The sequence below is a fragment of the Sorangium sp. So ce117 genome, from assembly GCF_051524395.1.
Taxonomy (GTDB): Bacteria; Myxococcota_A; Polyangia; order Polyangiales; family Polyangiaceae; genus Sorangium; species Sorangium cellulosum_B.
Map to the genome: position 1 here is coordinate 6,241,163 of NZ_CP150309.1, position 18,644 is coordinate 6,259,806.

Consider the following 18,644-nt stretch of genomic DNA (forward strand, 5'->3'; position numbering starts at 1 on the left):
ACCCCCTCGCGTTCCGTCAAGCGCTGTATCACGCCCCGAGCGTTTTTCTTCCGTCGATGGTTCCATCCGTTCCGTCCGTTCCGTCCGTTACATCCGCTACGTCCATCACCTCCGTCGCGCCCGTTGCACCCGTCGCGTTCCCGTCCTTCGCCTTGCCCTGGCCTCCTGGGTTCCTCCAGCTTGCCCGGGCATCCTGGGTTCCTCCAGGTGCCGGATGGCGCTGGCGCGCGGTCTCCTTGCCGGGTTGGTTGCCCCGCTGACGCCGCACCGGTGCACGGCGAGGAGCGCCTGTGCTAGGGGAGCGCGCTCCCATGGCGGCCACCGGCTCACCTCCTCCCCTCCTTCTCTTCGTCGGCGTGCGCGCCGTCGACCCGGCACAACAGCTCGACGACGTGATCGACGTCGTCGTGGAAGACGGCGTCATCACCCGGGCCGGACGCGGCGCAGCGACCGACGAGCTGCGCCGCGCCGACTGGGCCGAGATCATCCAGGGCGATGGGCTCCTGCTCCTCCCCGCGTTCGTCGATCTTCACGCCCACCTCCGCGAGCCCGGGCAGGAGTACAAGGAAGACATCGCCTCCGGGCTGGCCGCCGCGGCGGCCGGCGGCTTCGCTCACGTGTGCGCGATGCCGAACACGCGGCCGGTCAACGACACCCGCTCCATCACCGAGGCCATGATCGCGCGAGCCCGCGCGATCGGCGGGCCCGCGCTCCACCCCATCGGCGCGATCACGATGGGCCAGAAGGGCACGGAGCTCACCGAGATGGCCGATCTCAAGGACGCCGGCGCCGTGGCGGTCTCCGACGACGGCCGCTGCGTGACGTCGAGCTCCGTCATGCGCCGCGCGCTCGAGTACGCGAAGACCTTCGATCTCACGATCATCCAGCACGCCGAGGACCACGCGCTCACCGACGGGGCGCAGATGCACGAGGGGGCGATCTCGACGCGGCTCGGCCTCCGGGGCTGGCCGCGCGTGGCCGAGGACATCATCGTCGCGCGCGACGTGCTGCTCGCCGAGGCCACCGGCGCGCGCTACCACGTCGCGCACATCTCGTCGCTCGGGGCGGTCCGCATCCTCCGCGAGGCGAAGGCCCGCGGCATCGCCGTGACCGCCGAGGTGACGCCGCACCACCTGACGCTCACCGACGCCGCCGTGCTCGGCTACGACACGGCGTGCAAGGTCAACCCGCCCCTGCGTGAGCAGGCGGACGTCGACGCGCTCCGCGAGGCGCTCGCGGACGGCACCATCGACGCCGTCGCGACCGACCACGCGCCCCACTCGACGCTCGAGAAGGACTGCGAGTTCGCCGAGGCGTCGCCCGGCCTCATCGGCCTCGAGCTCGTCGTCCCGGTGCTGCTCGACCTCGTCCGGCAGGGCGCCCTCCCCCTCGGGCGGCTCGTCGACGCCCTCACCCGCGCCCCCGCCCGCATCGCGGCGCTCGAGGCGCCCACGATCAAGGCCGGCGCCCGCGCCGAGCTCTGCCTCGTGGATCCGAACCTGAGCTTCGTGCTCGACCCGGCGCGCCTCCGATCGAAGAGCAAGAACACGCCGTTCCTCGGCCGGCAGCTCACGGGCCGCGTCAAGATGACGCTCGCCTCGGGGCGGGTCGTCTTCGTCGACGGCGAGGGAGCGGCGACATGAGCTCGCGCAAGGTCCATTTCGTCAGCCTCGGGTGCCCCAAGAACCGCGTCGACTCCGAGGTGATGCTCGGCGTCGCCCGCGCGGCCGGCTATGCGCACGTCGACGACGCCTCCGAGGCCGAGGTGATCGTCGTCAACACCTGCGGCTTCATCGGCGAGGCGAAGAAGGAGTCGATCGACGCCATCTTCGAGATGGCGCAGCACAAGGAGCGCGGCAGCTGCAAGCGCCTGGTCGTGGCCGGCTGCCTGTCGCAGCGCCACCCCGAGGAGCTCGCCAGCGAGATGCCCGAGGTCGATCATTTCCTCGGGTCGAGCGACATGCTCAAGCTCGGCCGGGTGCTCGCGGGCGACGCGGAGCGGATGCTCGTCGGCAACCCCGCAGAGTGGCTGATCCAGGCCGGTGATCCGCGCACCCTCTCGACCCCCGGCGGCAGCGCTTACGTCAAGATCGCCGAGGGCTGCAACCGCACCTGCTCGTTCTGCGTGATCCCGGACCTGCGCGGCGCGCAGCGCTCCCGGCCCATCCCGGACGTGGTGCGCGAGGTGGAGCAGCTCGCGGCGGCGGGCGTCCGCGAGATCAACCTCATCTCGCAGGACACGATCGCCTACGGCCGCGACGCGGCGGGCCGCGCCGAGGACGGCGCGCGCGCGACGCTCGCGCAGCTCGTCGAGCGGGTCGCCGACGTGCCCGGCGTGCGCTGGGTGCGGCTGTTCTACCTGTACCCCGAGACGATGACCGACGACCTCGTCGAGCTGCTCGCCGGCCACCCGCGGGTCGTGCCCTACGTCGACATGCCGCTGCAGCACGCCGCCGACGCGATGCTGCGGCGGATGCGGCGCGGCCACGGCGGCGATCGCCTCCGCCGGGTCGTCTCCACGCTGCGCGAGCGCGTCCCCGACCTCACGTTCCGCACCGCGTTCATCGTCGGCCACCCCGGCGAGACGGACGCCGAGTTCGAGGAGCTCTGCGACTTCGTGCGCTGGGCCGAGTTCGAGCGCGTCGGCGTCTTCCGCTACTCCGACGAGGAGGCGAGCCGCAGCTACGAGCTCGAGGGCAAGGTCCCCGCGCGCACGGCCGCGAGCCGCTACCGCCGCCTCATGACGCTGCAGCGCCGCATCGCGCACAAGAAGAGCGCCGCCATGATCGGCCGCGAGCTCGAGGTGCTCGTCGAGGGGACGAGCGACGAGCACGAGTACGTGCTCATGGGCCGCCACGCCGGTCAGGCGCCCGAGATCGACGGACAGGTCTACCTCTCCGGCGGCGAGGTCCGCCCCGGCGAGATGTGCCGCGTCCGGATCACGCAGGCGAGCGACTACGATCTCGTCGGCGAGCTGCTCGACGACGAGGAGAGCGGGCGCGGCGCCGGGCTCCCCCCGGCCGCCGATCTCGGCGCCGTCACGGCGAAGCGGCGCGTCGCCCTGCGCGTGCTGCAAACCGATGGACGCGAGCGCCAACAGAATTGACGGTCCGGCGATCGGGTCGCGGCGCGATCGCTGAAAATCCCGCTGCATCAGGGCGCTCCGCGGCGGAGGGGGCGCGGCACACGGTGTGCTATGACGCCGAGCCGTGCCGATGCTCCGCCGCGCTGCGCTTCACCTCGCCGTAGCCCTCGCGATCTCGCTGCTCGCCGGTGCGGCGTGCCTGAGCCCGACGCTGCCGCTCCCCCCGCCCGAGCCAGCCGACACGATGCGGCCCGCCGCAGATCGCGAGGGGGTGTGGCAGATCTCGGGCAACTGCAGCCCTGGCGCACGCGTCAGCCTCTTCAACGAGCGGACGCAGCGGGGCGTGATCGAGGACGACACCGACGGGAACGGCCGTTACTTCCTCGAGATCGAGGCCCAGGTCTGCGACACCCTGCTCGTATGGCAGGAGCTGGAGGGCAACGGAGGCGAGGAGAGCGAGGCGCAATCGTTTGTCGTCGAGGAGCGCACACCGCTCGGCGTCGTGAACGACGTCTGCCCCTGAGCGCGCGACGAAGCCCCAGGCGCCGAAGTGGGACGGTGACGACGTGGTGACGTGACGGCGCGGTGACGTGACGACGACGCGGCGCGCCGCGCCCGATGGCCGCTCTCGACGCGTGAGCGGAGCATCGTGATAGGGTGTTGGCGTGATGGCGTCGATCCCGCCGAGCATCCCGCAGAGCGCCACCCGGGTGCTGGTCGTCGATGACGAGCCCGGCCTCCGCCAGGTGCTTCACATTGCCTTCCGCCGCCAGGGCTACGAGGTCGTGGCCGCGCCCGGAGCGCGCGCCGCCATCGAGGCCATCCGCCAGAACCCGCAGCCGTTCCCGCTCGTCCTCACCGACCTCGTGATGCCCGACGGCTCGGGGATCGAGGTGCTCACGGCCGCGAAGGCGCGGAGCAACGCGACGGAGGTGATCGTGATGACCGCGCACTCCACGGTGGAGAGCGCGCTCGACGCGATGCGCCACGGCGCGTACGACTTCGTGACCAAGCCGTTCTCGCCGGCGGAGCTCACAGCGCTCGCCGCGAAGGCGCTCGAGAAGAGCTCGATCGTCGCGGAGAACCAGCGGCTGCGCGCGCAGCTCGAGCGGCTCGATCTCCCGTCGCGCGAGCCGCTCGGCACGAGCCCCGCGATGCAGCGGATCGCCGAGCTGATCGCCAAGATCGCGCCGACGCGCACCACCGTGCTGCTCACGGGCGAGAGCGGGACCGGCAAGGAGCGGGTCGCCCGCGCGATCCACGACCGGAGCGATCGCGCGGCCAGGCCGTTCCTTGTCGTCAACTGCGGGGCGCTCCCGGAGGCGCTCATGGAGAGCGAGCTGTTCGGCCACGAGAAGGGCTCGTTCACGGGCGCCGGCGCGCGCTCGATGGGCCTGTTCCGGGAGGCGGACGGCGGGACGCTGCTCCTCGACGAGATCGGGGAGCTGCCGGCCGCGCTTCAGGTGAAGCTCCTCCGCGTGCTCCAGGAGCGGAAGGTCCGCCCGGTCGGCGCCGCCGCGGAGATCTCGGTGGACGTCCGGGTCCTTGCCGCGACCAACCGGGACGTGGAGGCCGAGGTCCGCCAGGGCCGTTTCCGGCAGGATCTCTACTATCGGCTGAACGTCATCCGCATCGAGCTGCCGCCGCTGCGCGAGCGCCCCGGGGACATCTCGCGGCTCGCCGAGCGCTTCCTGCGCCGCTTCGCCGCCGAGCTCGGCAAGGACGTCCGCGGCCTGACGACGGACGCGGTGCGCGCGCTCGACGCCTACGGCTTCCCGGGCAACGTGCGCGAGCTCGAGAACATGATGGAGCGCGCGGTGGCGCTCGCCGGAGGGCCCACGATCGGCCTCGGCGACCTCCCCACCGCCGTCGCCGGCCTCAGCGCGAGCCCGGCGCCGCTGCTCGCGCAGCTCCCGCCCGAGGGGTGCGCGCTCGACGAGGTGATCGGCGAGGTCGAGCGCCGGCTCATCCTCCAGGCGCTCGAGCGCACCGGCGGCGTCCGCAAGGCGGCCGCGAAGCTGCTCGGCGTCTCGTTCCGGTCGCTGCGCTACCGCCTCGCCAAGCACGCCCTTGCCGCCGACGGGGAGGGCGACGACGACCCGGAGGGAGGATCCCGACGAGAATCGTCACCGCCGGGCGCCCTGCAGTGACGGTTTTCGTCACCGCCGCAAAAGAACACAATCGCACACCTCCGGCACCCTGCCCTCCTCACCTCAAGGAAAACCGAGGCAACTCATGAGCTTCTCGCGCAACTCGAAGACGGCGCCGCGCCGCGCGCTCCTTGGCACGTCACCTGCTGGAGCGTCAGGGCGCATGCGGAGCAGGCGGCGACAGCGAAGCGCAGCGAGGCGAGCGTTCACCCTCGTCGAGCTCCTCGTCGTCGTCGCGATGGTGGGTGTCCTCGCGGCGCTCGCCATGGTCGGATACCGCAGGTACATGAACGCGGCGGGCATCGCCGAGCCGAAGGCGGTCATTCAAGGCATCCGCGGCGGGCAGGAGGCCTACAAGGCCGAGATGCTCGAGTATCTGAATGTGTCTGATGGATCGCTCGCCGTCAGCAAGTGGTATCCTGGCGGAACGCCCGACGAGCACAAGCGCGCCTGGGAGGACACGGGCCACACCGATTATGCGCGCTGGCGGATGCTCAACGTGACGACGGACGGCGCGGTCCGCTTCGGATACGCGACGGTGGCCGGCAATGCCTCCACCTTCGGCGTGACGGCACAAGGGGGCTTCACATGGAGCGGGTTGCCTGGGGGTGACCCGCTGGCAGATCCGCAGTTCGCGCCGAACGGCCCCTGGTACGTCGTCCAGGCGGGCGGCGATCGCGACGGGGATGGGACGTACGCCTTGCTCCTGGCGACATCCACGATGTCCGGGATCTACTGGGAGAACGACACGGAGTAGAGGATGGTTTACCCCGGCCCGGGCGCCGAGCGCGCCTGTACCGCGGGAGAGGTCTTCGCACAGCGGGCTGGCCGGGCCCCGCACCAGACACCTTCACGGTCCGTCTCGGCAACGAATCCAATTAAAGAAATCACTACGGAGGATCGACACTCATGCGTGCACTGAAGCGATACGACAGGAGAGGCTTCACCCTCGTCGAGCTCATGATCGTGGTCGCCATCATCGGCGTCCTCGCCGCGCTCGCAATCTTCGGCGTTCGCCGGTACCTCGCGAGCGCGAAGACCTCGGAGGCCAAGAACTCCGTGGGCGCGATCACCCGCGGCGCCGCCGCCGCGTTCGAGCGCGAGACGGCCGCCTCCGAGATCCTCGCGGGCGGCGGCACCTCGGCGGCCGCGAGCCACAGCCTGTGCGACAGCGCCACCGCGGTGCCCGCTACAGTCCCGGCCGGCATCAAGTACCAGCCCAACTCGACCGAGGGCTCGGACTTCGAAACGGGCACCGCGACCGGGGGCTGGAAGTGCCTGAGGTTCTCGATGAGCCAGCCGATCTACTACCAGTACCACTACGTTCGTGGCGCCCGCATCCCGGGCGTCACGCTCAGCCCTGATCCCACCGCCACCGGCTTCGAGGCCGGCGCGGTCGGCAACCTCGACAACGACGCGGTGAACGCCTTCTTCACCCGCGGCGGCACGGTGACCGCGGGGCAGCTCGCGCTGGCCACGCAGGTTTATATCGAGAACGAGTACGAGTGACGTGATGGCCGGTTGCCCGGTTCACCCCGAGCCGGGCAACCACGCTTCGTCGACCACCTCCAGCAGGAGGGCATCCCTGGCTCACGCCGGTTCGGGCAATCGAGCTTCATAGACCACATCCAGCATGAGGGCGTACCGTGCGGCATAAGGAAGTGTCTCGCAGTCGCGGATTCACGCTCATCGAGCTCATGATCGTGGTCGCCATCATCAGCGTGCTCGCCGCCCTGGCGGTCGTCGGGGTGCGCACCTACATCGCCACGGCGAAGACGGCTGAAGCCAAGCAGGTCGTCGGCGCCATCACCCGCAGCGCCGCCACCCAGTACGAGCGCGACCGCGCCATCTCGCAGATCCTGCCCGCCACGGGCGTCTCCGCGGCGAACACCCACATCCTGTGCGATTCGGCCGCGCCGGTCCCCCTCAACTTCGCCGACGTGCGGGGGACGAAGTACCAGCCGAGCGCGGCGCCCGGCGTCGACTTCATGTCGGGCTCGCCGCTCGCGGGCTGGCAGTGCCTCGGCTTCGCGACCATCTCGCCCATCTTCTTCCAGTACTCGTACCAGGTCGGCGGCGGCTACGTCAGCCAGGGCCTGGACGGCGCCCCGATCCCGAGCGGCACGGAGGCGTTCGAGGCAGGGGCGCGCGGGGACCTGGACGGCGACGGCGTGGCGTGCACGGTGGTCCGCACCGGAGAGGTGCGCAACGGCGAGCTCGTGACCAGCACCATGATCTTCACGGACAACGACCCCGACTGACGCGGCCCGCGCGCCTCGCTCGCCCTTGTTCGATCGTGGAGGGGTGAGGTAGAGAGAGCCCATGACCTGGCGCTCCTGGAGCGCGCTGGAGCTCAGCGCGGCCTTCGCGGTCGGCGGCAGCGTCCTCGCCGTCGCCGTTCCCGCGTTCTTCCGGAACCTCAGCGCGTCCAAGCTGAGCGAGCCCATCGAGGGGCTCGACCGGCTGGTGACGAGCGCGGTCGCCTACGCCGAGTCGCGGCCGCAGGAGATCAGCTTCCCCCCATCCGCCCCGCTGACACCTGCGCAGGTGCCGCGCGGCGTGCGCGTGGTCGATCCGCCGGAGTCGTGGGAGCACCTCACGTGGCGCTCGCTCGACTTCCGCTTCGAGGGGCCCCACGCGTTCTCCTTCCAGTTCACGAGCGAGCTCGACGCGTCGAAGGCCATGCGCTTCACCGCGACCGCGCACGGCGACCTCGACGGCGACGGCGTGCTGTCCACGTTCGAGGTGCGCGGCGAGCGGATCCCCGGGGAGCCGGCCCGCGTGCTGCCGGGCATGTTCGTGGACCGCGAGGTGGAATGATGGGCGACCCTCCGGCGCCCGGGCCAGGTGCCCCTCCGGTGGACCCCTCGCTCCTCGCCCGCCTCGCTGGCGCGCGCGACGCGCTGGTCACGGTCGCGCTCTCGGCCACCGCCGCCGTCGCCATCGGGAGCGTGCGCGCGCCGGCCGCGGACCTGGAGCGGCGGGTCGCCGAGACCTCCGACGTGTACGTCCTGCCGCCGCCGGACGAGGTGGTCACCCTGTCGCTCGGCTACCGCGCCGCGCTGGCCGATCTGCTCTGGTCGCACGTGCTCGTCTCGCAGGGCATGCACACCATGGAGCGCCGCCGGTTCGAGAACCTCACCCTGCTGCTCGACGCCATCAACGCGCTCGACCCGACCTTCCGCGACCCCTACCTGTTCGCGGACGCGCTCATCACGTTCCAGATGAGCACGACGCCGCGCCACGAGGTCATCAAGGCGCGCGAGATCATGGAGCGCGGGGTCCAGAACCGCCCTCTCGACGGCGAGATCTGGCTCGCGCTCGGCCAGTTCGTCGGCTTCATCGCGCCGGCCACGTACCTGACCGATCCCGAGGAGAAGGCGCAGTGGCGCCTCGATGGGGCCCGGATGCTCGCGCGCGCCGCGGAGCTCGGCGGCGGCGACGCGAACATCAGCTGGCAGGCGCTCGGCGGCGCGGGCCTCCTGGGGCGCGCCGGCGAGCGAGAGGCGCAGATCCGGTTCCTCCAGCGCACGCTCGCCGTCACCGACGACGAGCAGCTCAAGCAGAAGATCCGCGCGCAGCTCGACAAGCTCCTCGACGCGCGCGACGCGGAGAAGTACCGCCGGCGCCTCGACGGGTTCCGCGAGCTCTGGCGGCGCGATCTGCCGTTCGTCAACAACACCGCGATCCTCGTGCTGGGCCCCCCGCGCGACCCGGCGTACTGCGCCGGGGGCGCGCACGCGGACGAGCCGCGCTGCGCGACCACCTGGCGGGCCTGGGCGGAGCGGGTCGAGGGCGAGCGGTGAGCTGCCTCGGGCCCTGAAGCGGCGCGCGCCGGACGCCGGCACGACGCCAGGGCGTCCCCGGAGCGAGCCGAGTGAACCGCCGGAGCCAGCACAGCCAGCGTCCGGCAGCGCCTGGACTCGCTGGCAGCTCGTCCAGGCGTCCCTGGCGGCTCTCCAGGCGTCCCTGGCGGATCCTCAGGCGTTCCTGGCGGCTTAGGTGTTCATTCGAACTTGACGGCCGCGGTCTTGGTCTCGCCTGCCTTCACCGTGACGGTGACCGACTTCTTCCCGAGATCCGGATGGATGAACATCACCGTGTGCGACCCCGCAGGGACGCTGACGCCCACCTTGGGCGTGCTCCCCAGCGGCCGCCCGTCGAGGACCACCTTCGAGACCGGGATCGAGTTGATGTTCAGCGTCGCACCGCCGGCAGCAGGCGCGGGCTCCGGCGCTTCCGCCGGCGCTTCCGCCTTCGGCGCGGCGGCCACGGGCTCCGACCTCGGTGCGGCCGGCTCCGGAGCAGGCGCGGGCGCAGGCGCGGGCGCGGCGGCGGCCGGCTCGGACTTGCGCGCCTCCTCGAGCGCGATCCGGATCGTCTTCTCGGCCTGCCCGTCCTCGAACGAGATCGCCTGAGAGAAGTCCTGGTGCCCCCTCTTCGTCGCCACGATCTTCCAGCGCTCGGACGCGGTGACATCCACCTTGACCGGCGGCTTCTTCCAGGCCGAATCGGGCAGCTTCTTCTCCGTGCCCTTGGCGCTCACCAGCTTGACCGAGGCGCCCGACGTGGCGAGCTCCAGCGTCACCTGCCCCTTCAGCACCTTGAGCGCGACCGCGCCGAGGTCCTTCATCTGGCCCTGAGCGACCTCCACCGTCTGCTCCAGGGGCTCGAAGCGCTCGCCGCCGTCGAAGCGGATCTTGTGCTCCCCCGGCGGCACGCTGACCTCGACGGGGAGCACGCCCTTCTCCTCGCCGTCGATGAAGACCTTCACGCCGGGCGCGCCCGACGCCTTCACGCCGGTCGTGGTCGACGCGCTGGTGGAAGACCGCTCGGCGCCGGCCGCGTCGAGCGTGATCACGACGACCTTGTCCTTGCCGCCCTCGACGATCTCGACGGCGTCGCGCGGCGGGAAGTCGGGGGCGAGGATCTTGACCACCTTCGAGCCGGGCTCGAGATCGCGCACGACGCAAGGCACGGTGTCGCAGCGCTTCTGGCCGTCGAGGAAGATCTCGGCCCGGTCGACGGCGCCGCCGCTCGGGGTCTTCAGGTCGATCGTCAGCGCGCCCTTCTTCGGGACCAGCATGACCACCGCCAGGATGAGCACGGCGACCAGCGCGAGCCCGCCGAGGAGCACGCCCGCCTTGCCGGCGCCCTGCTGCACCACGTGGCGCGGGCGGATCTCCGTCGGCTCGTCCTTGCGCGACAGCGCGCGGAGCCCGAGGTCCGGCGGCATCGCCGGCGCGGGCGGGGCGCTCGGGATCGGCGGCGGCGCCGGGACGGGGGTGCGCACCCGCGAGGCCGACGCCGCGCCGCCAGAGCTCGCGACCAGCGCCGCGGCCGCCTTCGGGATCGACGGCGAGCCCGCCGCCGGCAGCGCGCTCGAGCGCCCAGGATTGTAGTCGTTCCCCTGCTTGTCGTAGACGTGGGTCGACTCCTCGTCGTCGTCCCAGTTCATGTCGACCGCGGTGCCCTTGGCCGAGCGAGGCTTCGCGTCGTCGCCCGCCTTCTGCGGCGGCTTCACCGACGGCAGGCGCACCGGCGGAGGGACCACCGGAGGCAGCGAGCCCGAGGCCCCGCTGACCGGCGGCGGCGGCAGCGGGCTCTTCGACGGCAGGGCCGGGGCGCTGATCGCGGGCAGGGACGGCTGGCGCGACCGAGGCGGCACCACGGGCGGCAGGGAGCCCGTCTTGACCGAAGGAGGCATCGGCGGCGGAAGCGACCCCGGGCTCGTCCCCTTCGCCAACAGGGGCGGCGGAAGCGACGCCGGACCGGTCCCCTTCTGCGTCACGGCCGGCGGCGGGAGCGACGGCGGCGGAAGCGACGGCGGCGGGAGCGACGGCGGCGGGAGCGACAGCGGACCGGTCCCCTTCGGCGGCACGGGCGGCGGAAGCGACCCCGGGCTCGTCCCCTTCGACGGCACGGGCGGCGGGAGCGACGACGGGCCGGCCCCCTTCTGCGTCACGGGCGGCGGAAGCGGAGACGGCACGCCGCTGGGGAGCGTCGCCGCGTGGTTCGGCGGCGGCGGCACCGCCGCGCCGACAAGGGTGCGCGACCGCGCAGGCGGCGAGGGAGGTACGAGGGCGGTGCTCGTGGCGGGCGACTTCTTCTTCGCGAGCCCCTCGAATACGTCCAGATCGCTGCCGCCCTTGTTGTCCGCCATGGTCGAGAACTCCTCAGGATATGCGGCGCCGTTCGTCGCGGCGTCCCGGAAACGGAAACGATCGCGCATGCTCCGCGCGACGAGCGTGAGCTCGATGTACAAGCGCTCGTCGCGGGCGAGCTCGGAGCGCGCTAGAATCCCCTGATCCGCTGCAGCGTACCGCTGGTCCGGTGACTTCGCGAGCGCCATCGGGAGGATCTCGGCGGCAGCGAGGCGCCGCGCGCGCCGCGATCTCGCGCGGATCCAGCGCTCCACCGCCGGCGATGCGACGCGCGACGCGCGCGACGTCCGCTGCGCGCGCGACGTCCGCTGCGCGCGCGACGTCCACCGCGCTCCGCAATGCGACGCTGCGCGCGTTCCACCACCCGCACATCGCGCGCGCGCCCCCGCCCGGCGAGCCCACGCAGATCCGCGCCGAGATGTCGCAAGCTCCGAAGGATCGCAATCGATGCACCGGCCGACGTGTATTAGTCCGTCGGGCCGCCAGCGTACAAGCGCCTACTGCACGTCAGGGAAGGGCCAAGGCGCCGTCACGCTCAGTGATCGCCGCCTGCCGTTTCCTCTTTCTTCGGCTTTTTGAAGTACCGAACGCGCTTCTGCTGCAGCGGGTACCAGACGCTGTGCGGAACGATCGGTGTGGATTCGAACATCCGGCCAGCGCCAGGCGCCTCGGCGCGCGTGAGCCGGACGGCGCGCGGGCCAGACGGCGGATGGACGGCGGCGCCGGAGAGATCGGTATCGCCGCCGAGGGCCACCGAGAGCCGCCGAGGCAGGTAGATCCGCGAGGAGCAGCCGAGCCCCGCCAGGAAATCCTGGAGCAGCTTGGCGTCGCGCGGGTGCGGGTCGACGAGCGCCGGAGGCGGCGCCGACGCATCCGGCGCCAGCGCGGCGTCCGGGGCGCTGGACGGCCCGGTCGCGGCCCGTTCGACGTAGATCAGCATCCCATCCTCGTCGTTGACGCCCAGCGCGGCCACGGCCCTCGCGCTGCCGAGCGCCCCCGTCGCGATCCGGACCGCGCCGCGCACCGGGGAGGCCGGCGAGGCGGAGAAGGACCCGGCCGAGTGCCAGATGCTCGACCCCTCGCCCTGCCCCGCGCCGGGCGTCGCGGCGCCGTCGCTGAAGACCGCCACGGTCGGCCCCGCCCCGGCCGGCGGGGACGCCCCGGGCTCGCCCAGCGGCGCGGCCGTGACGGTCCGCGGGTCCACCTTGAGCACCCGCAGCCGGACATCGGGCCGCGCGGGATCGGGGCGGATCTCGGTGATCGCGAGCGCGTAGGGGAAGCCGTGCTGCGGGAGCCCCTGGGTGCGCCAGGCGCCCTCCCCCGCCTCGGCCGGCGCCGCGCGGGGTGCCAAGGGCGGCCCCGGCAACAGGTGCCGCAGCGTCATGTAGAAAAAGTCGCGCGCCTCCCGCCGGATATAGCGGGGGAAGTTCATCAGGCCCATGCCGCGGATGAGCCGGCGGCCGCGGAAGCGGTAGCCCGAGAGCCCCGAGACGTCGCCCTCGGTCTCCCATTCCCCCTGGAGCGGGCGCCCGAGCGGCGGCAGCTCGCCGCTCGGCGCCACTCGATAGAACTCGAGCCCGCTGTGGCCCGCGTTCATGTCGAGCGCGATCCCGTAGGAGCAGCGGGCCTGGATCATCGCCTGGGCCAGGGCCTCGGGGCTCACGTCGGCGCCATAGAAATAGGCGATGAAGCGCTCCCGGGTCAGGCAGATGCCGGTCCTGACCGTGTGCGTCTTGTCGGCCCACCCGGGCGGCGTGCCTCCCCACCACGTCCGGCCGAAGGGATTCCATTTCTCGTCCTCGACCATGACCGTCATGTTCTGGCGGAACGACAGCATCCATTCGGGGACGTTCTCGTCCTCCGACCAGCTCCCGAAGACGGTGCTGCCGTCGCGCCGGACGGCCACCGTCGCGGCGTAGGGCTTCGGCGGCAGGTACATCACCCCGTCGGCCATCATGCCGAACTCGCCGTGCATCGCCTGGAAGCCGGCGTTCGACGCGGCGACCACGCGCTTCATGACCTCGGGCGTGCGCGGGATGAGCCCCGGCCCGGCCTCGCCCGTCGCGCCCTTGGGCTCCACCGTGCCCGCCATCATGTGGAGCTCCACCTGGCGCGGGTCCCAGAGCGCGATGTAGACGCGCGTCGCTTTACGCGAGCGATCCGTCCGGAGGAACGTGGTCATGAACGCCGGCGGGAGCCCGTCGAGCTGGCGCACGAAGGCGTCGCCCCCCTGGGGGTTCCACTGCCCCTCGCCCGGCAGCGGCGGCGTCACCCAGGGATCGAGCGGCGTCGGCGGCCAGCCGATCTCGGGATCGATCGGGATCTGGCGGACGGGCGGATCCAGCTCGCTCTGGCCGAGGTCCGCGGCGATGTCCTCCGCGCCGGTGTCGCCCGTCACCGCCTCCTTGTTGCGGAGGACGAAATCCAGCGCCGTGAACGCCACGGCCTTGACCGTCTGCATCGCGGCGTCGCCGATCACGAGGCGCACGCGGTCGACCGCCCAGGTGACGAGGTTCCCCGGCCGCGCGACCTCGGACGCCTCGGCGCGGATCCATACGGGCAGCGCCGCGTCGTCCACGCCGCGCGCTGGCAGACGGGCCTCGCGGCCGCCCGCGCGGACGACGACCGCGCTGTCGTCCTCCAGCGCGACCGCGACGTCGCCCGCGTCCGGGGCGCGGCGGCTCTGCGGCTCCTCGGCGCGCGGTTCTTCGGCGCCCGGCTCCTCGGGGTGCGGATCCTCGGCGCCGTTCTCCTCGCTCCGGGCGAGGTCGATCGCGAAGGTCCGCCGGCCGATCCCGCGCAGCCGGCCTGTCGCCTGCCAGCTCGTGACGGCCTGCTGGAGCCGCTCGACGAGGGACCAGTCCGCGCCGCCCGAGAGCTCTTGCCCGTCCAGATCGAGCACGTGCACCGTGGGCGACGCGGCCTCGATCAGCGGGCGCGAGACGTAGGCCAGGGCCTCGCCGCGGAGCACGGGCTTCGACTCGTCCGCGCCGCTCGTCTCGGTGAGGTTATGGATCGCCGAGACGTCGAGCAGGACCCCCTCCGGCGAGAGCCTCGCGTCGACGAGGTACAGGTCGGTGGGCTCCCCGCGCTCGCCGCCGGCGCGCACGCCGCGCGCGACCGCGCGCGAGTCGACGCCGAACGGGCGGAGGCCCCCGCGCGGCGGATCCACCCACAGCACGTCGCCGGCCGCCGCGGCGATGCCCCGCTCTCCGAGCTCCGCGGCGAGCGCGGTCGAGCGGTCGCGAGCGCCTACGCCGACGGCGGGCGACATCGCCACGGCCGCGGACGCGCAGAGGACGAGGATGCCGATGCGCTCGCGGCGCAGGGAGGGCGTTTTCGGGGACTGCATTCGCGGACAACGCGCGGAGGGGCGGGGCTCCTGCCCGGGCGGTCGAGGACGACTGGACGCGCGCGCGGCAGCCGTTATCACCGTTTTTGTACCGCGGCCAGGTTCGGGGGCGCGCGGCGCTAGCGTCCGCCGAACCGGCGGTGCTACATCGGGCGCGCCCATGTCGAACGCTGACTCGCCCCCTCTCCGCCGCGACGAGGCGCTGACGATAGCGCGCCTCGCCCACCTCGACCTCTCCGCCGAGGAAATCGAGCGCCTCACCGGTGATCTCGGCAACATCCTCAGCTACGTCCGGCAGCTCGAGGAGCTCGACGTCTCGGCGGTGCCGCCGACCGCGCACGTGCAGATCGAGCGGCTGCCGCTGCGCGCCGACGAGGAGGCGCCGAGCCTGCCGCGCGAGGTGGCCCTGCGGGAGGCGCCGCGGGTCGAGGACGACGGATTCGCCGTTCCGGCGTTCGTGGACGAGGGGTGACGCCGATGGACACAGCGATCCTCGATCGATCCATCCCGGAGCTCGCGGCGCTCGTGCAGCGCGGTGAGGTCAGCGCAGAGGAGGTGGCCAGGGCCGCTCTCTCGCGCATCGAGCAGCGCGACGGCGCGCTGGGCGCCTTCCTCACCGTGCAGGGGGAGCAGGCCGTCGCGACGGCGCGCGCGCTCGACGCGCGGCGCGCGCGGGGCGAGGCGCTCGGCCCGCTCGCCGGCGTGCCGATCGGGCTCAAGGACGCGCTCTGCACCGAGGGCGCCCCGACGACCGCCGGCTCGAAGATCCTCACGCGGGCGTCGACGGGCGGGGACGGCGCGTCCAAGGCGCCCGACCCGGCGCGCGGGTTCCGCCCGCAGTTCGACGCGACGGTCGTCGCCCGCCTGCGCGAGGCCGGCGCGATCCTGCCGGGCAAGTGCAACATGGACGAGTTCGCGATGGGCTCGTCGAACGAGAACAGCGCCTTCGGCCCGGTAAAGAACCCGTGGGACCCGTCGCGCATCCCCGGCGGCTCGTCCGGCGGCAGCGCGGTCGCCGTGGCGGCGGGGATGACGCCCGGATCGCTCGGGTCGGACACGGGGGGCTCCATCCGCCAGCCGGCGAGCCTCACCGGCGTCGTCGGCATCAAGCCGACGTACGGCCGCGTCTCTCGCTATGGCCTCATCGCGTTCGCCTCGAGCCTCGACCAGATCGGGCCGTTCGCGCACGACGTGAAGGGCGCGGCGCGCCTGCTCGAGGTGATCTCGGGCCGCGATCCGCGCGACGCGACGAGCCTCGACGCCCCGGTGGGCGCCTGCGAGGCCGCGTGCGGCCGCGACGTCGCGGGGCTGCGCATCGGGGTGCCCGAGGAGTACTTCGCGAAGGGCATCGACGCGCGGGTCGAGGCGAAGGTGCGGGAGGCCATCGAGGGCCTGCGCGGGCTCGGCTGCGAGATCAAGCCCGTGCGCCTGCCGCACACGCGGTACGCCGTGGCGGCCTACTACATCGTCGCGACGGCCGAGGCGTCGTCCAACCTGGCGCGCTTCGACGGCGTGCGCTTCGGGCTGCGCGTGGAGGGCGACCGCGGCGGGAAGGCGGACCTCCAGGCCCTCTACGGCCGGACGCGCGGTGAGGGGTTCGGCCGGGAGGTGAAGCGCCGGATCCTGCTCGGCACGTACGTGCTGTCCGCGGGCTACTACGACGCGTACTACCTGCGCGCGCAGAAGGTCAGGACGCTGATCCGGCGCGATTTCGACGAGGCTTTCCGCGAGGTGGACCTCATCGCGGCGCCTGTCTCGCCGACGGTCGCGTTCCGGCTGGGGGAGCGGGTGGACGATCCGCTGTCGATGTACCTGGCCGACGTCTACACGCTGCCCGCCAGCATGGCGGGGCTGCCCGCGATCAGCGTCCCGTGCGCGACCGCGCAGGCGCCGGACGGCGGGCCTCCGCTGCCGGTCGGCCTGCAGCTCATCGGCCCTGCGCTGGAGGAGGCGCGGCTCTGCCAGGCGGCCTACGCATGGGAGCAGATCTCCCCGGTGCGCGGGCTGCGCGCGTCGATCGCATGACGAGCGGAGCGCGCCGATGAGCTCCGCGATCACCGTGGCGGCGGCCAGCCCCGAGCACCTCCCGGGGCTCGAGGCGCTCTTCGAGGCCGCCGGCACGCCCTGCTACTGCCGGTACTACCACTTCGGCGGCACCAACAACGAGTGGCTCGCGCGGTGCTCGGACGGCCAGGGCGAGAACCGCCGGGAGTTCGCCGAGGCGCTCGCCTCGGGCAGCGACGAGGCGCGCGGCGTCGTGGCGCTCGCGCCGGAGGCGCCGCACGTCGTCGGGTGGCTCAAGGTCGCGCCCGCGGCGGCCGTGGCGAAGGCGTACGAGCGCCGCCTGTACCGCGGGCTGCCGTGCTTCGCGGGCGATCGCGCCGGCGTCTTCCTGATCGGCTGCGCCGTCGTGCACCCGGGCCACCGGCGGCGAGGCGTCGCGACCGCGCTCGTCGCGGGCGCGGTGGAGCTCGCACCCTCCTGGGGCGCGCGCGCCCTCGAGGCCCTGCCGCGCCGCTCGAAGGAGCCGGTGAGCGACGAGGAGCTGTGGACCGGCCCGGTCTCCGCGTTCACGAGGAACGGATTCGCCGAGGTGCACACGTTCGAGCCGTATCCGGTCCTGCGCCGGGTGTTGTGACAGCGCCGCGGCGAGCCCCGGCGGGGTCGCGCTTCGCTTGCGCGCGCCGGCCGACCAGGTAGTGTCGCGCCCGGCGCATGGCTCCCACCTCCGAGCACCCTGAAGCCGCGGCCCGCGACGCCGCCGAGCGGAGCTCCACCGCCGGCGCAGATCACGCCGCGCCTGCCTCCTCCACGGGCGCGGCCACGGCCGGCGCCAGCGAGCCCCCGGCGTCCGCAGCGGCGGAGGCCTCGCCGACCAGCCGGCGCGCGTCGTCGGGCCCAAGGGGCCGGGTCATCGCGCTCACCGGCGCCGCGTCCTTCCTCGGGCGCAACCTGATCGGGATCCTCGAGGAGGACCCGCGCATCGCGCGCGTGGTGGCCATCGACATCAAGCGGCCGGACACGGGCGGCTCCAAGCTGCGCATGCACACGGTCGACCTGACGGAGCCCGCCTCCGAGGAGCGCGTCGCCGAGGTGCTCGCGGCCGAGCAGGTGGACACGCTCGTCCACCTCTGCTTCCTGTCGTCGCCCACCCCGGCGACCGCCTGGGCCCACGAGCTCGAGTCGGTCGGCACGATGCACCTGCTCCACGGGGCGCGCCAGGCGAGCCTGCGCAAGCTGATCCTCTGGAGCCAGACGATCCTCTACGGCGCGCACCCCACCAACCCCAATTTCCTCACGGAGAAGCACCCGCTCCGGGCGGACCCGGACGAGCGCTTCTTCGCGGACAAGATGGCCGCCGAGCGGGAGCTCAACGCCTTCGGCGCGAAGGCCAAGGGCACGACCGTCACCATCCTGCGGACCGCGCCGATCCTCGGCCCGACCGTCCAGAACTACGTCACCCGGTTCCTGGCGCGGCGCCTGGTCATGACGATGCTCGGCTTCGATCCGCTGTGGCAGTTCATCCACGAGGTCGACGCCATCGCCGCCTTCAAGCTGGCCATCGACAGCGATTTCCCCGGGACCTTCAACATCGTGGGCGACGGCGTGCTGCCGCTCTCCACGATCGTGCGCCTCGCGGGCCGGACGGCGGTCCCGGTGCTGCACAGCGCCGCCGGGCCGCTCGCCTCTGCGCTCTGGGCTGCGCATGCGGCGATCGCCCCGCCCAGCTTCCTGCGGTACCTGCGCTATCTCTGCGTGGCGGACGGCGAGAAGGCGGCGCAGGTCATGGGGTTCCGGCCGGTCTACACGACGCGCGAGGCGTTGCTCGATTACACGAGCGCGCAGCGGCTGCGGGACGTGCGCCTGCTGCAAGAGACGCCTGCGTGATGCGG

15 protein-coding genes are annotated in these 18,644 nt (G+C 72.8%); 13 read left to right on the forward strand and 2 right to left on the reverse strand.

The features are described 5' to 3' along the window. The first annotated feature begins 311 nt into the window (after positions 1–311). From WMF46_RS23300 to WMF46_RS23340, 9 genes are all read left to right on the forward strand, one after another. The gene (locus WMF46_RS23300) at positions 312–1,643 is read left to right on the forward strand and encodes a dihydroorotase (RefSeq protein ID WP_437987602.1); all 1,332 of its coding nucleotides are present in this window, start codon (positions 312–314) and stop codon (positions 1,641–1,643) included. Then, positions 1,640–3,106, forward strand: coding sequence for a 30S ribosomal protein S12 methylthiotransferase RimO (rimO, locus tag WMF46_RS23305; protein ID WP_437987603.1), 1,467 nt, complete (start codon positions 1,640–1,642; stop codon positions 3,104–3,106). The genes WMF46_RS23300 and rimO overlap by 4 nt, the downstream gene beginning before the upstream one ends. 109 nt (positions 3,107–3,215) lie before the next feature. Continuing rightward, complete coding sequence (locus WMF46_RS23310; protein WP_437979336.1) at positions 3,216–3,608, forward strand: hypothetical protein; 393 nt, start codon at positions 3,216–3,218, stop codon at positions 3,606–3,608. A 145-nt stretch (positions 3,609–3,753) separates the two neighbouring features. Then, a complete protein-coding gene (locus WMF46_RS23315; RefSeq protein ID WP_437987604.1) occupies positions 3,754–5,235 on the forward strand; it encodes a sigma-54-dependent transcriptional regulator in 1,482 nt (493 codons plus the stop codon). Positions 5,236–5,320: 85 nt separating this feature from the next. Continuing rightward, entirely contained in the window at positions 5,321–5,992 is a 672-nt protein-coding gene (locus WMF46_RS23320) for a type IV pilin protein (protein WP_437987605.1), read from the forward strand. Positions 5,993–6,144: 152 nt separating this feature from the next. Further along, positions 6,145–6,744 (forward strand): pilin, encoded by a 600-nt coding sequence (locus WMF46_RS23325; protein ID WP_437987606.1) that lies wholly within the window; start codon positions 6,145–6,147, stop codon positions 6,742–6,744. 152 nt (positions 6,745–6,896) lie between these two features. Beyond that, entirely contained in the window at positions 6,897–7,496 is a 600-nt protein-coding gene (locus WMF46_RS23330; protein WP_437987607.1) for a type II secretion system protein, read from the forward strand. A gap of 61 nt (positions 7,497–7,557) precedes the next feature. Next, a complete protein-coding gene (locus WMF46_RS23335) occupies positions 7,558–8,055 on the forward strand; it encodes a hypothetical protein (RefSeq protein ID WP_437987608.1) in 498 nt (165 codons plus the stop codon). Positions 8,056–8,093: 38 nt separating this feature from the next. Next, positions 8,094–9,041: a hypothetical protein gene (locus WMF46_RS23340; protein ID WP_437987609.1), complete on the forward strand. Its 948-nt coding sequence runs from the start codon at positions 8,094–8,096 to the stop codon at positions 9,039–9,041. A gap of 200 nt (positions 9,042–9,241) precedes the next feature. Here WMF46_RS23340 and WMF46_RS23345 read toward each other — a convergent pair whose 3' ends face one another. Beyond that, the gene (locus WMF46_RS23345; protein ID WP_437987610.1) at positions 9,242–11,587 is read right to left on the reverse strand and encodes a PEGA domain-containing protein; all 2,346 of its coding nucleotides are present in this window, start codon (positions 11,585–11,587) and stop codon (positions 9,242–9,244) included. 347 nt (positions 11,588–11,934) lie between these two features. After that, complete coding sequence (locus tag WMF46_RS23350; protein WP_437987611.1) at positions 11,935–14,751, reverse strand: hypothetical protein; 2,817 nt, start codon at positions 14,749–14,751, stop codon at positions 11,935–11,937. A 160-nt stretch (positions 14,752–14,911) separates the two neighbouring features. Between WMF46_RS23350 and gatC the strand changes: the two genes are divergently transcribed. The 4 genes from gatC (at position 14,912) to WMF46_RS23370 (ending at position 18,639) form a co-directional block, all read left to right on the forward strand. Further along, positions 14,912–15,223, forward strand: coding sequence for an Asp-tRNA(Asn)/Glu-tRNA(Gln) amidotransferase subunit GatC (gatC, locus tag WMF46_RS23355; protein ID WP_012236913.1), 312 nt, complete (start codon positions 14,912–14,914; stop codon positions 15,221–15,223). A gap of 5 nt (positions 15,224–15,228) precedes the next feature. Then, complete coding sequence (gene gatA / locus WMF46_RS23360; protein WP_437987612.1) at positions 15,229–16,776, forward strand: Asp-tRNA(Asn)/Glu-tRNA(Gln) amidotransferase subunit GatA; 1,548 nt, start codon at positions 15,229–15,231, stop codon at positions 16,774–16,776. A gap of 16 nt (positions 16,777–16,792) precedes the next feature. Next, complete coding sequence (locus WMF46_RS23365) at positions 16,793–17,389, forward strand: GNAT family N-acetyltransferase (protein ID WP_437987613.1); 597 nt, start codon at positions 16,793–16,795, stop codon at positions 17,387–17,389. A gap of 77 nt (positions 17,390–17,466) precedes the next feature. After that, positions 17,467–18,639: an NAD-dependent epimerase/dehydratase family protein gene (locus tag WMF46_RS23370; protein ID WP_437987614.1), complete on the forward strand. Its 1,173-nt coding sequence runs from the start codon at positions 17,467–17,469 to the stop codon at positions 18,637–18,639. Positions 18,640–18,644: the final 5 nt, after the last annotated feature.